Origin of the sequence: Paraburkholderia sp. J63 (assembly GCF_905220245.1) — a bacterium.
Classification (GTDB): Bacteria; Pseudomonadota; Gammaproteobacteria; order Burkholderiales; family Burkholderiaceae; genus Paraburkholderia.
Genome location: NZ_CAJMZF010000034.1, coordinates 59,406 through 76,121, shown reverse-complemented (window position 1 = coordinate 76,121; position 16,716 = coordinate 59,406). Strand labels below are relative to the sequence as shown.

Here is a 16,716-nt window from a genome sequence, read left to right as displayed (position 1 = left end):
GAAGCATTCGGCCATCTGGAGGGACGCGGCAAGCGCTACGCTTTTCGCTTTGCGTGTTGTCCGCCGCCGCACTGTCGGCGTGCGGCGGCGGCTCGGACGATACTTCGAACGCGAGCACCACGCCCGCTGTTCAGGGCAAAATCACTTACGACTACGTGCCGACCACCCTCACGGAAGATGCGGACGGCACAGTCCACGGCGGGCTGAATTACGCGAAAACTGAACAGCGTCCGGTGCGCCGGGCGCTCGTCGAACTCGTCTCGGAAGACGGCACAACCGTGCTCGGCAAGAGCGCCACGGACGACAGCGGTGCCTATTCTATCGAGGTGCCGGCCGGCAAGCGCGCCTATGTGCGCGTCACGGCGCAGGCTTCGCAGGGAGCGGAGGACGTGCCCGACTATATGCTCAGTATTCGCGACAACACCGCGCCCGAATACAAGAGTGCGCCCAGCACTGCCCCGCTCTACTCGATGCGCGGCAGCGCCTTCACGACCCGCTCTGGCGCCATCCAGCTCGATTTGAACGCCGGCTCCGGCTGGACCGGCGCGGGTTACGGCGCCCCTCGCACGGCTGCGCCGTTTGCGATTCTCGACCAGATCGTCAATGCCGCGCAGCAACTGCATGGTGCCGCGCCGAGTGTGCCGCTGCCCACGCTCAATGTGTACTGGAGTGTCAACAACCGGCCGACCTCGGGCGACAAAGGTAGCGGGTACATCGGTACGAGCCACTACCAGCACGCGGATCAGAACAAGGGTCTGTATATTCTGGGCGCGGAAAACGTGGATACCGACGAGTACGACAGCAGCGTGATCGTTCATGAGTTCGGGCACTACGTGGAGGCGAACGTCTCTCGCTCCGATAACATCGGCGGCGCGCATAGTTTAGATGCCTTCCTCGACATGCGGGTTGCCTTCGGTGAAGGCTTCGGCAATGCATTTTCGTCGATGATGCGCGCAACGCCCGTTTACACGGATACAACCGGTCCGAGGCAGGGCGAGCTGGGCGTCGTGATGCACATGGATCAGGTGCCGCCGGGCGCCGTCAAATCGTGGATGGGCGAGTCGGCGGTCGGCAACTTCCTCTATTCGGCGAGTCAGTCGCCCGACATCGGCTTTGCGCCGCTCTATCAGACGCTGCTCACCGGCGAAAAGACGACGCCCGCGCTAACCAGTGTCTTTTCGTTCGCAGCCGCCATGCGGCCCAGCCTTACCGATGCGGGCAAGAGCAGGCTCGATCAATTGCTTGGCGCTATTGGCGTGCAGGGGGGCAATCAACTGGACGCATGGGGCACACAGACGAAGTACCAGGGCGACCCGGCGGATGCGAACCCCGCGGTGTTTCCGGTCTACGTGCCGCTGAGCGTCGGCGAGACCGTGACCGCGTGTACGACTACGGAGTTCGGCGGCGGTAACAAGCTCGGTGTCCGGCGGCATTTGCGCGTCATGGTGCCGGCCGCGGGCACGTACCGGTTTGCGATCGTGCCCCCGGCGGGTGCGGGCAGTGCGGACAATTACACCCTGGAGGCGTACGCCCTGGGCGAACCGGTGCCGGACCACATTGTCGGCAATGGCGTCACGGCGGTCGATTTCCCGGCCGCCGGCGATTATCCCGTCGACATGGCGCGGGCCATCGACTTCGACAAGTCGGCACCCGTCGGCACGGCGCCGCTGTGCGCCAGCGTATCCATGCAATCGGCCAATCCGTAATGAGGAGCACATAATGAAAAAGTCTTCGCTCGTGATGTTTGCGGCCGCATTGCTGCTGGGTGCGCAAGTGAGTTTCGCCGGTGCCCCGGCGCAGAACGCGTCGCGAAGCGCGTCCGGGACGGCGTCCGCCAGCGAGCAAAAGAGCTATAGCGGCGTTGTCATCCGGGCCGATGCGGCGCGCGGCGCGGCGGGCAGCCCGATCAGCGTGGCGGTTCGCTATACGGGACTGCCGGCGTCCGGCGCGGCGCAGGTGACCTATACGACGGAAGGCTCGCTCCAACTCTTCGGCTCGGCCCAGAAAGCGCTCACCCCCGACAGCAAGGGCACCAGCCAGGACACCGTTGTCGTGCAGGCCGCATCCGATGGCGCGTACTTCCTGAATGTGTTCGTCAGAACGGCGTCCGGCACCAACGTGGTCTCGGTGCCGGTGACCGTGGGGAACGCGGCGTTCAAGCCGCGTGCTGCGGCGGCAGCCACGGTATCCGCGCCGGGCGGGCAGCGTGTGATCGAAATGCCGGCGCAGGAAACGCGGCACTGAGTGTGAAACGGGCGCCCCCGGCAAACGCCTGGGGCTCCCGCTTTACGTCTTCGCTTGTTGACGGCCCGCCTAGTTCCAGTCCAGCGCGCCGCCCGTCTGATACTCCGTCACGCGCGTTTCGAAGAAGTTTTTCTCCTTGCGCAGATTCGCCTGCTCGTCGAGCCAGGGAAGCACGTTCTCTGCGCCGGGGAACGGTGCGTTCATCCCCAGTTGGCCCGCGCGCCGGTTCGCAATGTGGCGGAACTGGGCGCAGTGCAGCTCGGCCGAGTAGCCCAGGATCGGCTCGCGCAGGATATAGCCCGCGTAGGCCGCCTCTGCCGCATCGGCCTCTTCCCAGATCTGCTGCACCTCGCGCGCATCGAGCTGCAGGTTTTCCTCCTCCAGTAGTTGCCGGATCACGCGGATGCCGAAGCCGCAATGCAGCACCTCGTCGCGCATGATGTACTGGAATTGCTGCGCGGTCGCTTTCATCAAGCCGCGCCGCTGGAGCGCGAATACCGGCGTGAAGCCGTTATAGAACCAGCAGCCCTCGAACACCGCCGCGAAGAACAGGTAGGCCAGCGCGAATTCGTGAAGCGTGTCGCGGTTCGTGAGGTCGAGTCCGGGGACGAGGATGCGCTCCAGCCGCCTGTTCGCGAGCGCGATCTTCGCGTGGATTTCCGGCACGACCCGATAGCGGTTGTAGATTTCCTGCTGGTCCAGCCCGAGCGTTTCGATGCAGTGCTGATAAGTCCAGGTGTGCAACGCCTCTTCGTAGACCTGGCGTGCCTGATAGATCTGCAATTCGGGCGCGGTCATCTTTTCCATCACCGCGAGCCCGATATTGCGCATGGCCAGAATGTCGGACGTGGTGAGGTACGCGAGCACGTTTTCGAAGACATGCCGCTCGTTGGCGGTGAGGCGCTGCTGGTAGTCGTGCACGTCGTCGCTCATGGAAATCTCGAGCGGCGTCCAGTGATTGCGGTTCGCGCTCAGAAAGCATTCCCACGCCCACGGATAGCGGAACGGCGCGAGCTGGTTGATATCCCCGCGGCCGTTTACGACGCGCTTGTCTTCGGCGCGCGTGGCGTGTTGCAGCGAATCCGTCTTGCTGGCGATCATGGCTCAGAGCCCTCCCGCCAGGTAAGCGGCTACGCCGCGTTTGAAGGGGCGCAGATGCTCGCCGGCGCGCAACAGGAAGTCTCTCGCTACTCTCGCGGGCAAATGATCGCGCGTGTAGATTGAGGCGATCATGCCGGTCAGCAAATACAGCGGGCGCGTATGCAACCGGTGCTGGTGCTCGTAGCGTCGCAGGAGCGCATCGGCGGCAAAGTCGCGCCCGGCGAGGCAGGCTTCACGAATGGAGCCAGCGAGGCTGTCGACGCCCGAGAGCCCAAAGTTGAAGCCGTGCGCGGTGACCGGATGCATGCCCACCGCCGCATCGCCCACCGCCGCGAACCGCCTGGCCACGAAGCGTTCCGGATAGACCGCGACCAGCGGATACGCGTGACGCGTCGTGGCCAGCTCCATGCTGCCGAGCCGATGGTCGAAGCGACGCTCGATCTCGTCGGCGAACGGGCGTGCGTCCACCTGCTTGAGCCGCTCGATTTCGCGGCCCGTGAGCGTGAGCACCACGGAGGAGCGGAAGGCGCCGGACTCCGGGTGGGGATTCATCGGCAGCAATGCCAGCGTCTGGCCATAGCCGAACCATTCCCACGCGGCGTGATGATGGGGCTGCTCGTGCGTCATGCCGCAAACCAGCATGGTCTTGCCGAAGTCGCGCATCCGGGCGGAGATGCCCATCATGCGCCGGGTCGCCGAGAACCGGCTGTCGGCGGCAACGATCAGGCGCGTGGCGATGGACTGTCCGCTTTCGAGCTGCACGGTGGCGCAGTCTTCGTCGGACTCGACGCCGACCACGCGCCCGGAAGCCATCACTTCGATGTCGGCGCCGTCGGCCTTCGCGCATTGCACCGCTTCGAAGGCGGCCTTGCGAATCTGGTGATTGGAGACCAGCCAGCCGAGTTCGTCATGCGGGCTTAGTTCGCGCCCGATCTCGAGCGCATACGACGATTTCCCGTTGTAAATCCGGGCGTCGAGCAGACGCGACTTCCACGGACTTTCGATCCGGTCCCATAGATCGAGCCGTTTCAGGATGCCAATGGATTGATGCGTGAGCGCAATTTCTCGACCGTCAAATTCAGGATTGCGAAGCTCATCCGCGCCTTGCTGGTCGACTACAACGATTTTCAGGCCCATTCCAGCGAGTGAACGGGCGAAGCACAGACCCGCCGGGCCCGCACCCACAACGACGATATCGGCTTTCACCGGGATTTCCTTGATCGTTAGTCACTTCACCAACGTTGCTGCCGCCGCCATGCGCGAACGTCATGCGGCGAGCGGCGAACGTCACCATGCCCTCGTGCGCGTTCGGTCAAGGCGGTTGCAACGGTCACGAACGCGGGCACGCAGACCTTAGAGAGCGTCAGGACCACTGTCCATCCCGCGTGAGGAGGGGAGAGGGCGCGCGCCTGCTTCCTTCGGACTAGTCCTCTTTGCGTATTCTGGCTGCAAGCGCATTCGATTAAAGTCGCGCACCGGATGCGGCGCTGCAGGCCAACGCGTCTTGCCATTGCGTCACCGCGCCTTTGCGCGGTCACCGGATCGACGCCCTCACGGGCGAGCGGCAATCTATCCCGGAAAGCAGCCTGGCCGCCAGCGACCGATTGCCCTGCGTCAGCGGATTTGATGCAGGGCGATAACCGCGACAATCATTGCCCAGCATTCGGCTCGTATGAGCCGTGCTGCTCCATCCGCCATTGCGTTGAGCACCATGCGTTCCATTCCGCTCTTTTCCTGTGTACCGCTTGTACGCGAGCGCTCGCCACTCGTTCATTGCCTTGCCAATCATGTCAGCGCGAACTTCACGGCCAACGCGCTGCTGGCGCTCGGCGCCGCCCCGGCCATGATCGTCGCGCCCGAGGAAGCCGAAGCGTTCGCCGCCGGTGCCAGTGCGCTTTCCGTCAATCTGGGCACGCTCGACCAGCCGCAGATGGACTCGATCCGGCGCGCCGTTGCCTCGACCGGATCGCGACGCTGGATGAAGCGTCGTTCGATGCCACGCTGCGCGTAGAGGGGCTTGATCCGATCTGATCCCGCGCCGATTATTCACGATTCGTGTTTAATGTCTCCACGCCTCGGGGGCTTATTTCAACCGTCCTTTGAGGCATCCTTGCAGTCATCGAGAGCGCGTCAATCCGGGCGTGCGAGGCAACGGAGAACGAGACATGAGCAAGACTTTCAAGATCGCGGCGATTCCCGGTGACGGCATCGGCCTGGAAGTGATGCCCGAGGGCGTGCGCGTCGTGGAGGCGGCGGCCGCGAAGTTCGGCCTGAAGGTCGAATTCACGCATTTCGAGTGGGCGAGCTGCGACTACTACCTCGAGCACGGCAAGATGATGCCCGACGACTGGTTCGCCACGCTCAAGGGCTTCGACGCCATTTACTTCGGCGCCGTGGGCTGGCCCGACAAGGTGCCCGATCACATCTCGCTGTGGGGCTCGCTGCTCAAGTTCCGCCGCGAATTCGACCAGTACGTGAACCTGCGCCCGGTGCGCCTGTTGCCCGGCGTGCCGTGCCCGCTCGCCAACCGCAAGCCCGGCGACATTGACTTCTTCGTGGTGCGCGAGAACACCGAGGGCGAATACAGCTCGGTGGGCGGCAAGATGTTCGAGGGCACCGATCGCGAGTTCGTGCTCCAGGAGTCGGTGTTCACGCGTCATGGCGTGGACCGCATCCTCAAGTACGCGTTCGAGCTCGCGAACCAGCGCGGCCGCAAGAAGCTCACGGCGGCCACCAAGTCCAACGGCATCTCGATCAGCATGCCGTACTGGGACGAGCGCGTGGCCGCGATGGGCGAGGCGTATCCGGACGTGAAGTGGGACAAGCAGCACATCGACATCCTGAGCGCGCGCTTCGTGCTGCAGCCGGACCGCTTCGACGTGGTGGTGGCGTCCAACCTGTTCGGCGACATTCTGTCCGACCTCGGCCCCGCATGCACTGGCACGATCGGCCTCGCGGCATCGGCGAACCTGAACCCGGAGCGCACGTTCCCGTCGCTGTTCGAGCCGGTGCACGGCTCGGCGCCGGACATCTTCGGCAAGGAAATCGCCAACCCGATCGCGATGATCTGGTCGGGCGCGATGATGCTCGAGTTCCTTGGCAATGGCGACACGCAGTTCAAGGCGGCCCACGACGCGATCATGCAGGCGATCGAGAAGGTGCTCGTGGACGGGCCGCGCACGCCGGACATGGGCGGCACGGCGAAGACGGCGGACGTGGGCAAGGCCGTGGCCGCCGCGCTGTGAGCCGCGTTGCCTTGAGTTGATGTCGGTCTGAGCCCGCGATTTGGGCTCAAGCGTGGCTGGTTGAAGCGCCCGGTGTTCCATGAGGGACACCGGGCGTTTTCGCATTGAAAAATCGCGCCGGAGAGCGAGACGATATCAGCGCAACGCCCCCGCGACGTCAGTACGCACCCTCAAAACGGCATCGCCCCGGCCCGCCTGGGCTTCGTGTCTTGCGCCAGGCCAAAGCCGCGCGTCGTTTCAAGACGCCTCGCGAGCCTTTGGGGTTAGCGTGTGCCCCACACGCGCCCGATTGAAAAAAACGATCGCACGCGCGGGCCGGGGACCCTGTCGAGCATGCCTGCCATCCCCGGTCTGTAGGCAGGCATATCCGAGAGGAGACCAGCATGCGTGAGAAAGGGGAAGTCGCTGCACGCCTGATCGATGTGATGCAGGAAGGGGTTTGCGGTACCGCAACGGAGCTTGCGACGCGAGTCAAGGCCGATGCACGCAGTGTGCGAGCGGTGCTGCGCCTTTGGCTCGACGAGGGAATCGTGCACGTGACCGAGGAGACCGTGGCTGGCCGCGCGCGCGTGTTTCGCTACGGCAGCACGGCGCCGGCCGCGCGCCTGTCGGTGGCCACGCTCGACAAGCGTCGCCGGGGGCCGGTGATTCCAGTGGATCGATGGCCGCAGCTCGATTCCGAGCTCGCGGCCGCGGTGGATGCGATGGTCCGCGTGCGGGTGCCTGCGCGCGCTCGCTGAATCCGCGCTGGGCGTGCGGATTGGCGCGCACTAATGGCACACGCGGCACACGCAGCACACCCGATCGAAAACCTTACTCTTCGGCGGCCGGCAGCGCTGCTGCCGCCGATGTTGCATTCGGCGTGGCATTCGAAGTTGCGTTCGGCGCCATATCGGCGGGCTGCGCCGCGCGGCACAGCGCCGTGAGCCACACGTCTTCGCCATGCGGCGCCACGCGCGCGTGGCCTTGCTCCACCACGAGCCGCCACGTATCGTCGGGCAGCGAGGCGCGGTACAGCACGCGATAATCGGCGCGGTGCACGAGCGCGTCGTTGACGGCCGCTTCGCGCGCCGCGCGGTCATCGGGGTGAATATGCTGCGAGAGCTCGACGTAATGGCGCGGCGCTTTCGCGGGATCGACGCCGAACAGGCGGCACCATTCGTCCGAGACGATCAGCTCGTCTTGCGCGCGCAGCCAGCGCCACGCGCCGAGACCCGCGATGCGCGCGGCGTCGTTGAGCAGTTGCAGGCCGCGCTGGAGCACGGACTCCGCGTCCTTGCGCGCGCTGATGTCGATGGTGGTGCCCACCACGCGCACGGGACGCCCCGCATCGTCGAGCAGCGTGGCGACGCGCGATTCGATCCAGCGGATCTGCCCGTCGGGCAGGATGATGCGGAAGTCCCACACGCGCGGCGCCTTGCTCGCGACCAGCTCCTTGAGCGCTTCGTCGTTGAGCCAGATCGAGTCCTCGGGGTGCAGGATCTCCCAGAATTCCTCGTTGCTGTGGATCTCGCGGCCATAGACCTGCGCGCAATTGCTCGAATAAATGAGCTCGTCGGCAACGAGGTTCCATTCCCAGGTGACGATGCCCGAGAGCTCCTGGGCCTGCTTCATGCGCGCTTCGTTCGACATGATCTCGGCCGTGTAGCGGCGGCGCAGATCGGTCATGGGCAGCTCGGTATGGCCCGCGAGGCCGAGGTCCTTCACGGCCTCGTCGCCGTAGCGCAGCCACACCCAGTTCACGTCGAGGAACGCCGCGAGGCGGCGCAGGTTCGAATAGTCGATCTCGCCGCCGCGCGTCCACTTGTGCACGGCAGGGCGCGAAATGCCGACGGCGTCGGCCACTTGCTGCAAACTCAGCTTCTTGTGCTCGAGCAGCACTTTGAGACGGAACGCGAACGTATCCTCGGACATCCATTTCCCTCTATGACGAATCGCGCGGTCGAACGGGTCAAAAGCGGATCAAAACAATGGGCAAAAAAGAAAAGGGCGGCATACGCCCCAGGCCGCCGATCGGGCGGGGCATATGCCGCCGGTGATGCGCCGGTGGACGCCCGGGCACGCGGCCCGAACGTCGTTCAGCGGGCCGCGTATCAGCCGCTAGTTTAACGGATCGGCGCTGCGGCCGTTCCTCGCGGCGCTGTCGCGGCCTCGCCGCAGGCCATGGCGTCGGGCTCCGCGGGCGAACCCGCGGGACTTACAGATCGATCACGAGGCGCGGCGTGCGCGAGCGCGAGACGCACAGCAGGATGGTTTTCTGCGCGGCTTTTTCGTCGTCGTCGAGATACTGGTCGCGGTGGTCGGCCTCGCCTTCGAGGATCGCGACCTCGCAGGTGCCGCACACGCCTTCGCGGCACAGCGACTCCACCGTCACGCCCGCGCGCTCAATGGCCTTGAGGATGGTTTCGTCCTCGCCCACTTCGAGCTCGATGCCGCTCTTCGCGAGCACGACCGTGAAGGCCTTGCCGGCGGTGTCGGTGGCGGCGAACTGCTCCGAGTGCAGTTGCGCCTTCGGCCAGCCGAGCAGCGCGGCGTTCGCGTAGACGGCGTCGTTCAGGCCTTGCGGGCCGCACACGTAGACGTGCGCGTCAGCGGGCAGGCTCTTGAAGAGCTTGAGCAGGTCGAGGCGCTGGCCTTCGCTGTCGACATAGCAATGCACATTGGCCGCGTGCGGGCCGGCCTTCAGTTCGTCGACGAAGGCGGCGTGCTCGGGGCCGCGGTACGCGTAATGGAGTTCGAGCTCCAGACCGGATTGGCCGCCGTCAGGGCGATGCTCGGCGAGCTGTGCGAGAAACGGCGTGATGCCGATGCCGCCCGCGATGAACACGTGGCGCTTCGCGCCCGGCGCGAGCTCGAACAGGTTGGCGGGCGAGCCGATGGCGAGGCGCGCGCCGGCCGCCACCTTGTCGTGCATGAACGCCGAGCCGCCGCGCGAAGCCTCTTCGCGGCGCACGGCAATCTGATACTGGCGCGTGTCGTGCGGCGAGCTCAGCAGCGAATACGCGTTGTGGTGCCACGCCTCGCCGTCCTGCATCGAGACCAGCACGTGGGCGCCGCCGTTGAACGAGGGCAGCGGCGCGCCATCGGGCAGCGCGAGCGTGAAGCGCTTGATGAGCGGAGTGAGTTGCTCGACGGCGACTACGTCGACAGTGATCGATTCGCGGGCGTTCATGGTGCCTTCCTTTGCCACAGGCTGCGCAGAAAGGGCGCGCGGGCCTGGGGTTGCTTCGTTATTGCCCGCGGGGATGGCGCGGGCGGTTGATTCTGAATCTGGAAAAAGGAGCGGATGCGGCGCGGACCGCACCCGCCCAAACGTCAGCGCGGTTTATCGCGCCACGCCTGCCATGCAGAGGTACTTGATCGACAGGAAGTCTTCGATGCCGTACTTCGAGCCTTCGCGGCCGATGCCCGACTGCTTCACGCCGCCGAACGGCGCGACTTCGTTGGAGATCAGGCCCGTGTTGATGCCGACGATGCCGTATTCGAGATGCTCGGCGACGCGCCAGATGCGGCCGATGTCGCGGCTGTAGAAGTACGCGGCGAGCCCGTAGATCGAATCGTTCGCGAGCTGCACGACTTCGGCGTCGCTCGAAAAGCGCACGATGGGCGCGACCGGCCCGAAGATTTCCTCGGAGAGCACGGCCATGCCGGGCTTCGCGTCGGCGAGCACGGTGGGGGCGTAGAAGTTGCCGCCGCGTGCGTGCGGCGCGCCGCCCGTGACCACGCGCGCGCCTTGCGCCACGGCGTCGCGCACGAGGCCGTCGACCTTGTCGCGTGCCGCTTCGGTAATGAGCGGGCCGATGTTCACGCCCTCGGCGAAACCGTCGTCCACCTTGAACGCGGCCACGCGCCCGGCGAAGCGGCGGCAGAACTCGTCATAGACCGTGTCGTGCACGTAGAAGCGGTTCGCGCAGACGCAGGTTTGACCCGCGTTCCGGTACTTCGAGAGCAGGGCGCCTTCGATGGCGGCGTCCATGTCCGCGTCGTCGAACACGATGAACGGCGCATTGCCGCCCAGTTCGAGCGAGACCTTCTTGACCGTGTCCGAGCACTGGCGCATCAAGAGGCGGCCCACTTCGGTCGAGCCCGTGAACGTGAGCTTCTTGACGAGCGGGCTCGACGTCATTTCGAGGCCGATCTCGCGCGACTTGCCCGTGACGATGTTGATGACGCCAGCCGGAATGCCGGCCTGCTCGGCGAGCGCCGCGAGCGCGAACGCCGAGAACGGCGTTTCGTTGGCGGGCTTGATGACGATGGTGCAGCCGGCGGCCAGCGCCGGGGCAGCCTTGCGCGTGATCATCGCGGCCGGGAAGTTCCACGGCGTGATGGCGGCCACGACGCCCACCGGCTCCTTCGTCACGACGAGGCGCTGGTCGGGGTTCGGGCTCGGGATCACGTCGCCGTCGATGCGCTTGGCCTGCTCGCCGAACCACTCGATGAACGAGGCGGCGTAGGCGATCTCGCCGCGTGCTTCGGCAACCGGCTTGCCCTGCTCGCGCGTCATCAGCTCGGCCAGCGCTTCCTGGTTCGCCATGATGAGCTCGAACCATTTGCGCAACAGGCGCGCGCGTTCCTTCGCGGTGGTGGCGCGCCATGCGGGGAACGCGCGGTTCGCGGCTTCGATGGCCGCGCGGGCTTCGGGCGCGCCCATGTTCGGCACGCTCGCGATGCGCTCGCCCGTGGAGGGATTGGTGACGTCGAGCGTGGCGCCGTCGTCGGCGTCGCGCCACTGGCCGTCAATATAGGCCTGCTGGCGGAACAAGCTGGGGTTCTGCGGTGCATTCATGGGGGGTCTCCTGTCCCATGCTTCGCGGTCGGCCGGGGCGGTGCTTGAGCACCCACCCCGGCCCCAGGCAAAGCTTCAGTCCTGATACTGCTGGGCGAGCAGGTTATGGAAGTGGGCGATGCCGTGTTCGCTGATGCCGCTGCGCTGCTTGTCGACCATGATGCGGCCCTGGCCGCGATAGCCGCGCGACTTCAGGCCCTTCTGCACGCTCTCCACAAGGCGGATGTCTTCCGGACGGAACACGGTGCGATACCACTCGATCAGCTTTTGCTGCTCTTCGGTCGGCTCGTCGTTGAGGAAGTAGATGTCGTAGTGCTGGAGCGTGACTTCGGCGCTCATCGGGAATTCGTAGATGACCGTCATGAAGTCGCTGCCCGGCGGCACGTTGAACATCGTGCACGGCCACGCCCAGTAGCCGCTGAAGCTCGGGTCCTTGACCGACGGGTCGAGCTTGAACGAGCGCTCCGACGATTGCGCATGACCGAACTGCACCGTCCAGTTGCCGTTCAGCGTGTGCGTGTACTGGTCGATCTTCACGGAGTCCGAGAAGCCGGGGTGGGCCGGGCCGCAGTGGTAGCACTCGAGGTAGTTGTCGACGATCGACTTCCAGTTGGCGGGCGTCTCGGTCACGAAGCGCGCGGCGAGCTTGAGGTCGTCGATGACCGGGCAGGCACGGCGCAGGCTCGCTTCGAGGCCGGGCAACTGGGCTTCCACGCCTTCGGCGTTGGGGTTCAGGTTGATGAACACGAAGCCTGCGTATTCCTCCACGCGCACCGGCACGAGCGTCGAATTGTCCTTGTCGAACGATTCCACGTGGTCGCAGTTGTTGGCGTGCGCGAGCGCGCCGTCGAGCTTGAACGCCCAGGCGTGGTACGGGCAGGTGATGACGTTCTTCGCCTTGCCGCTGCCTTCGAGCAACTGGTGGCCGCGGTGCGGGCAGACGTTATAGAAGGCGCGCAGCACGCGGTCCTTGCCGCGCACGAGCAGGATGCTTTCGCCCACCACTTCGCGGGTCACGTAGGCGTTCGCCTCGGCCAGCTCGCTGCGGTGTGCGACGCAGATCCACGCGTTTTCGAAAATCTTCTTCTCTTCCGCCTTGTAAACCGCCTCGGAGGTGTAGTAGCTCGCCGGGATGGTCCAGGCCAGTTCCGGGTTGGCGCAGAAGTCGGCCGGCAACTTCGGCAGTTCAGGTTTTTTGTGGAATTCGATCGGGAGGTAGGTCATGGGGTCCGCCGCACTGGAGTGGTTAACTGACAGTTACAACAAAACTATGGGTTAACGAAACTATAGGAGAAATCTGGCCGGCGGTGGATCAGGGTTATCCCTCGATGGAGTATCAAAATGGTATCGATTTGATGCATAACGCCTATCCTTACCGTTTGAAATCAAAGAGATTTGACCGGCGACATTGCAAATGGATTTTTCCGTGGGCGTCAATAGGAGGATGCGATAGTGAGACGAAACTCGCCAGGCTGCGTACCATTGTTAACTGTTGGTTTGATGTTAACCGAAGGATAACCGCGTCGTGTCCGGGAACTGGAACCTCTGGTATCGGGACCGGCGTGGTCGGCGGAGCCGCGTCACGCAGGCCCGCACGAGCCACCCCACAACTGGAGGAGACATGTCACAAGACGCAATAGCCGAGGCGCTGGCCGGCGAGCCGTCGCGCGCCAAATCGCGGATCGAATCGCGTTCGATCGATTACGTGCCGCTTGCCGAGCGCAAGGGCAAAGCCTGGCACCTGTGGCCCGTGTGGTTTACGGGCGATGCGAATCTCGCGACCATCGCGGCGGGCGCCATCGGCATCAGCATGGGCGGCAACCTGCTGTGGAGCGCGATCGCCATCGTGCTCGGCAACGTGCTGGGCACCTTCTTCATGGCGTTCCATTCGAGCCAGGGACCGCAACTGGGGCTGCCGCAGATGATCCAGTCGCGCCCGCAGTTCGGCTATATGGGCGCGCTGCTCGTGTGGGTGGTCGCTCTCGTCACCTATATCGGCTACAACTCGTTCAACCAGCTCATGGCGGGGCAGACCGCGCACCATCTGCTCGGCACCGAGCCGCACGTGAGCTATATCGTGTTCACGGTGGTGTCGGTCGCGCTCGCGGTGTTCGGCTATGACCTGATCCACAAGGCGCAGCGCTGGCTCGCGTTCGCACTGCTGGCGGCGCTCACGATCTTCAGCATCGGTATGTGCGTGAAGGTGCAGTTCCCCGCGGGCCAGCTGAGCCTCGCCGGCTTCAAGACCACGCCGTTCCTCGTGCAGCTGTTCTCGGCGGCGGCCTATCAGCTCTCGTGGTCCATCTATGTTTCGGACTACTCACGCTACCTGCCGCCCAATACCGGCGTGCGTGCGACGTTCTGGTGGACCTTCCTCGGCGCGCTCATCGGCGGCATCTGGATGATGCTGGTGGGCACGGCGGCCGCGGCGCTCAACTCGCAGATCGAAATCTCGGACGCCGTGCAGCGCGCGGGCGACATGATCTATCCGGGCTTCGGCACCGTGACGCTGCTGCTTTCGCTGCTGGGGCTGCTCGCCATCACGGGGCTGAACTTCTACGGCGCCTCGCTCACGCTGCTCAGCATCACGGACTCGTTCAAGCCGCTCAAGTCCAATGCGACCAAGCGCATCGTGAGCCTCGTCGTCGTGGCGGTCATCGCGACCTCGCTCGCGTTCTCGGCCTCGGACAACTTCATGGGCAAGTTCGGCGACTTCCTCGGCATCCTGGGCTATCTGTTCACGCCGTGGACCGCGATCAACCTCGTCGACTTCTTCATCGTGCGCCACTCGCACTACTCGGTGCGCGAGATCTTCAACCCGCGCGGCATCTACGGCCGCTGGAACTGGCGCGGCCTCACGGCCTACGCGGTGGGCTTCGTCGCGATGATTCCGTTCTTCAAGACGGACATGTTCACGGGCCCCGTCGCCCGTGCGCTCGGCGGCACCGACATCGCGATGCTCGTGGGCCTGCCCGTGTCCGCGCTGGTCTACCTCTGGACCTGCCGCTCGCTCGACATCGAAAAAGAACGCCAGCTCGTGCGCGAAGCCGACCGTGGCCTGAACTGATCCCGCTCAACTCCATAACATCATGAAATCGACGCATAAAATGCGCAACACAGTACTCCTGAACGCATTGCGCGCGGCAATGCTCACGCTCGCCGCGCTGCCGATGGCCTCGCATGCGCAAAGCAGCGTCACGCTGTACGGGGTGATCGACGCCGGGGTGACCTACGTCTCCAATGCGGGCGGCTCGCATCAGGTGAAGTTCGACGACAGCGTTTCGTACGCGAACCGCTGGGGCGTCAAGGGCACCGAAGACCTCGGCGGCGGACTCAAGGCCGTGTTCGAGCTCGAAAGCGGCTTTCACCTGGGCAACGGGCAGATCTCGAACGGGGGCTCGCTGTTCGGCCGCGCGGCTTATGTCGGTCTGCAGAGCGACTGGGGCACGCTCACGTTCGGCAATCAGATCGACATGACGCAGGAGATGGTCTATCAGTACAACGTCTCGGCATGGGCGAGCGGCTACGCCATCAACCAGGGCGACTTCGACCGCATGAACGGCGACCATCTGCCGAACGCCGTGAAGTTCATGTCGAACACGTACGGCGGTTTCCAGTTCGGCGGCATGTACTCGTTCAGCAACACGCCGGGCGACTTCCACACGGGCAGCTCGTGGAGCGTGGGCGCGCAGTATCAGCACGGCGCGTTCTCGGCGGGCACGGCGTACACGCAGTTGAACAACCCGTCGGGCATCTATGCGTTCGACCCGTACGCGATGATCGGCGTGCATTCGTTCTTCGGCCAGCCCACGGTGAGCGTCAATCCGGCCACGGGCGCGATCACGGACCTCTACGCGAACACGGCATTCCCGGTGGACAAGCAGGGCGCGTTCGGCGTGGGCGCGAGCTACGCGATCGGCAACGTCACGCTGATGGGCGACTTCACCTATACGCAGATCAAGGCGCTCGGCCAGAGCGAGCACATGCAGGTGGGCGAAGGCGGCGCGACCTGGCAGATCACGCCCGCGACGAGCTTGATCGGCGGCTACCAGTACACGCACTTCGACGGGCATCACTGGAACCAGCTTTCGGCCGGCCTCCATCATCTGCTTTCGAAGAGCACGGATGTCTACATCTCCGGCGACTGGCTGAAGGCCTCGCAAGGCGTGGACGCGGTGATCGGCTATAGTTTCACGCCATCCACCACGACCACGCAGGCCGACATTCGCATCGGCATGCGTCATTCGTTCTGACGCCACGAAGCGGCGGGCGTAATCCCGGGGCCACCGTCGTGCCGAGCCCCGGCGTCACGCCCGCCCGTTTGCCTCCATGCCCGCCATGAAACTGCCCGCCTCCCCCGAACTCGACGACCTGCGTGTGTTCTGCATGGTCGCCCGCAAGTCCAGCTTCAGCGCAGCGGCCGAGGCGCTTTCCGCGTCGGCCGCTTATGTGAGCAAGCGCGTGGGCGTGCTCGAGGCGAGTCTCGGCACGCGCTTGCTGCACCGCTCGACGCGCCGCGTGGCGATGACGGCGGCCGGCGAGCGCGTGTTCGCATGGGCGGAAAAAATTCTCGACGACGTGGACCAGCTCGTCGAGGACGTCTCCAGCACGCGGCGCATGCCGCGCGGCACGCTGCGCGTGTCGAGCAGCTTCGGCTTTGGCCGCAAGTTCGTCGCGCCCGCGCTCGCGGACTTGCAGGACCGCTATGCGCAACTGAACGTGCGGCTCGATCTGTTCGATCGCGTGGTCGACGTCGCGGGCGAGGGCTTCGATCTGGACGTGCGCATTGGCGACGAGATCGCGGGACATCTGATCGCGCGACGCCTCGCCACGAACTATCGCGTGCTCTGCGCCGCGCCCGCTTATCTAAAGGCGCACGGTGCGCCGCAGAGCGTCGCGGATCTGGAGTCGCATGCATGCCTCGCGATCAAGGAGCGCGACCATCCGTTCGGCGTCTGGCGTCTGGACGTGGGCGGCGAGACGGTCGGCGTGAAGGTCACGGGGCCGCTCTCGACCAATCACGGCGAGGCGGCGGTGCAATGGGCGCTCGCCGGGCGCGGCATCGTGCTGCGCTCGATCTGGGACGTGCAGCCCTTGCTCGACGAAGGAAAACTGCAGCGCGTGCTGCCCGACGTCACGCAACCGGCCAACGTCTGGGCCGTGTTTCCCGAGCGTCTCGCGCAATCGGCGAAGGTAAAGGTCTGCGTGGATTTTCTCGCCGAAGCGTTCGCGCAGGCGGGGATCGGCGGCGCGCCCGACGCGCCGTCGCCGCCGTCATCACCATCGCCGGGCAACGCCACGCCCGGGGCGCGCAACATCGAATCCGATTGAAAAGGAGGA

At 65.1% G+C, this 16,716-nt stretch carries 14 protein-coding genes; 8 read left to right on the top strand and 6 right to left on the bottom strand.

Annotated elements, in window-relative coordinates; all coding sequences use genetic code 11:
• Window positions 1–155: 155 nt before the first annotated feature.
• Window positions 156–1,706 (top strand): hypothetical protein, encoded by a 1,551-nt coding sequence (locus U5775_RS28505; RefSeq protein ID WP_322061455.1) that lies wholly within the window; start codon window positions 156–158, stop codon window positions 1,704–1,706.
• A gap of 13 nt (window positions 1,707–1,719) precedes the next feature.
• A complete protein-coding gene (locus U5775_RS28500; protein WP_322061454.1) occupies window positions 1,720–2,244 on the top strand; it encodes a hypothetical protein in 525 nt (174 codons plus the stop codon).
• A 69-nt stretch (window positions 2,245–2,313) separates the two neighbouring features.
• Here U5775_RS28500 and U5775_RS28495 read toward each other — a convergent pair whose 3' ends face one another.
• Together U5775_RS28495 and ubiM are read right to left on the bottom strand one after the other, a co-directional pair.
• Window positions 2,314–3,345, bottom strand: coding sequence for a ribonucleotide-diphosphate reductase subunit beta (locus U5775_RS28495; RefSeq protein ID WP_322061453.1), 1,032 nt, complete (start codon window positions 3,343–3,345; stop codon window positions 2,314–2,316).
• Window positions 3,346–3,348: 3 nt separating this feature from the next.
• On the bottom strand, window positions 3,349–4,551 hold the full coding sequence (ubiM, locus tag U5775_RS28490) for a 5-demethoxyubiquinol-8 5-hydroxylase UbiM (protein ID WP_322061452.1): 1,203 nt from the start codon (window positions 4,549–4,551) through the stop codon (window positions 3,349–3,351).
• 505 nt (window positions 4,552–5,056) lie between these two features.
• On the opposite strand from ubiM, the gene U5775_RS28485 reads away from it, so the two are divergent.
• The 3 genes from U5775_RS28485 to U5775_RS28475 all read left to right on the top strand — a co-directional run bounded on the left by U5775_RS28485 (window position 5,057) and on the right by U5775_RS28475 (window position 7,330).
• Window positions 5,057–5,356 (top strand): hydroxyethylthiazole kinase, encoded by a 300-nt coding sequence (locus U5775_RS28485; protein ID WP_322061451.1) that lies wholly within the window; start codon window positions 5,057–5,059, stop codon window positions 5,354–5,356.
• Between the two features lie 154 nt (window positions 5,357–5,510).
• Window positions 5,511–6,590 carry a tartrate dehydrogenase gene (locus U5775_RS28480; RefSeq protein WP_322061450.1) on the top strand — a complete coding sequence of 360 codons (1,080 nt, stop codon included), beginning with the start codon at window positions 5,511–5,513 and terminating at the stop codon, window positions 6,588–6,590.
• 383 nt (window positions 6,591–6,973) lie between these two features.
• Window positions 6,974–7,330, top strand: a complete 357-nt coding sequence (locus U5775_RS28475; protein ID WP_322061449.1) for a hypothetical protein — start codon at window positions 6,974–6,976, stop codon at window positions 7,328–7,330.
• 73 nt (window positions 7,331–7,403) lie between these two features.
• Here the strand turns inward: U5775_RS28475 and U5775_RS28470 are convergent, their stop codons facing one another.
• The 4 genes from U5775_RS28470 to U5775_RS28455 all read right to left on the bottom strand — a co-directional run bounded on the left by U5775_RS28470 (window position 7,404) and on the right by U5775_RS28455 (window position 12,600).
• Complete coding sequence (locus U5775_RS28470) at window positions 7,404–8,504, bottom strand: PAS domain-containing protein (RefSeq protein WP_322061448.1); 1,101 nt, start codon at window positions 8,502–8,504, stop codon at window positions 7,404–7,406.
• A gap of 283 nt (window positions 8,505–8,787) precedes the next feature.
• Entirely contained in the window at window positions 8,788–9,762 is a 975-nt protein-coding gene (locus tag U5775_RS28465; RefSeq protein ID WP_322061447.1) for a PDR/VanB family oxidoreductase, read from the bottom strand.
• 153 nt (window positions 9,763–9,915) lie between these two features.
• A complete protein-coding gene (locus U5775_RS28460; protein WP_322061446.1) occupies window positions 9,916–11,376 on the bottom strand; it encodes an NAD-dependent succinate-semialdehyde dehydrogenase in 1,461 nt (486 codons plus the stop codon).
• A 75-nt stretch (window positions 11,377–11,451) separates the two neighbouring features.
• Window positions 11,452–12,600, bottom strand: coding sequence for a ring-hydroxylating oxygenase subunit alpha (locus U5775_RS28455; RefSeq protein ID WP_322061445.1), 1,149 nt, complete (start codon window positions 12,598–12,600; stop codon window positions 11,452–11,454).
• A 397-nt stretch (window positions 12,601–12,997) separates the two neighbouring features.
• Between U5775_RS28455 and U5775_RS28450 the strand changes: the two genes are divergently transcribed.
• From U5775_RS28450 to U5775_RS28440, 3 genes are all read left to right on the top strand, one after another.
• A complete protein-coding gene (locus U5775_RS28450; RefSeq protein WP_322061444.1) occupies window positions 12,998–14,443 on the top strand; it encodes a cytosine permease in 1,446 nt (481 codons plus the stop codon).
• A gap of 79 nt (window positions 14,444–14,522) precedes the next feature.
• On the top strand, window positions 14,523–15,629 hold the full coding sequence (locus U5775_RS28445; protein ID WP_415913678.1) for a porin: 1,107 nt from the start codon (window positions 14,523–14,525) through the stop codon (window positions 15,627–15,629).
• A gap of 85 nt (window positions 15,630–15,714) precedes the next feature.
• A complete protein-coding gene (locus tag U5775_RS28440) occupies window positions 15,715–16,707 on the top strand; it encodes a LysR substrate-binding domain-containing protein (RefSeq protein WP_322061442.1) in 993 nt (330 codons plus the stop codon).
• Window positions 16,708–16,716 lie beyond the last annotated feature (9 nt).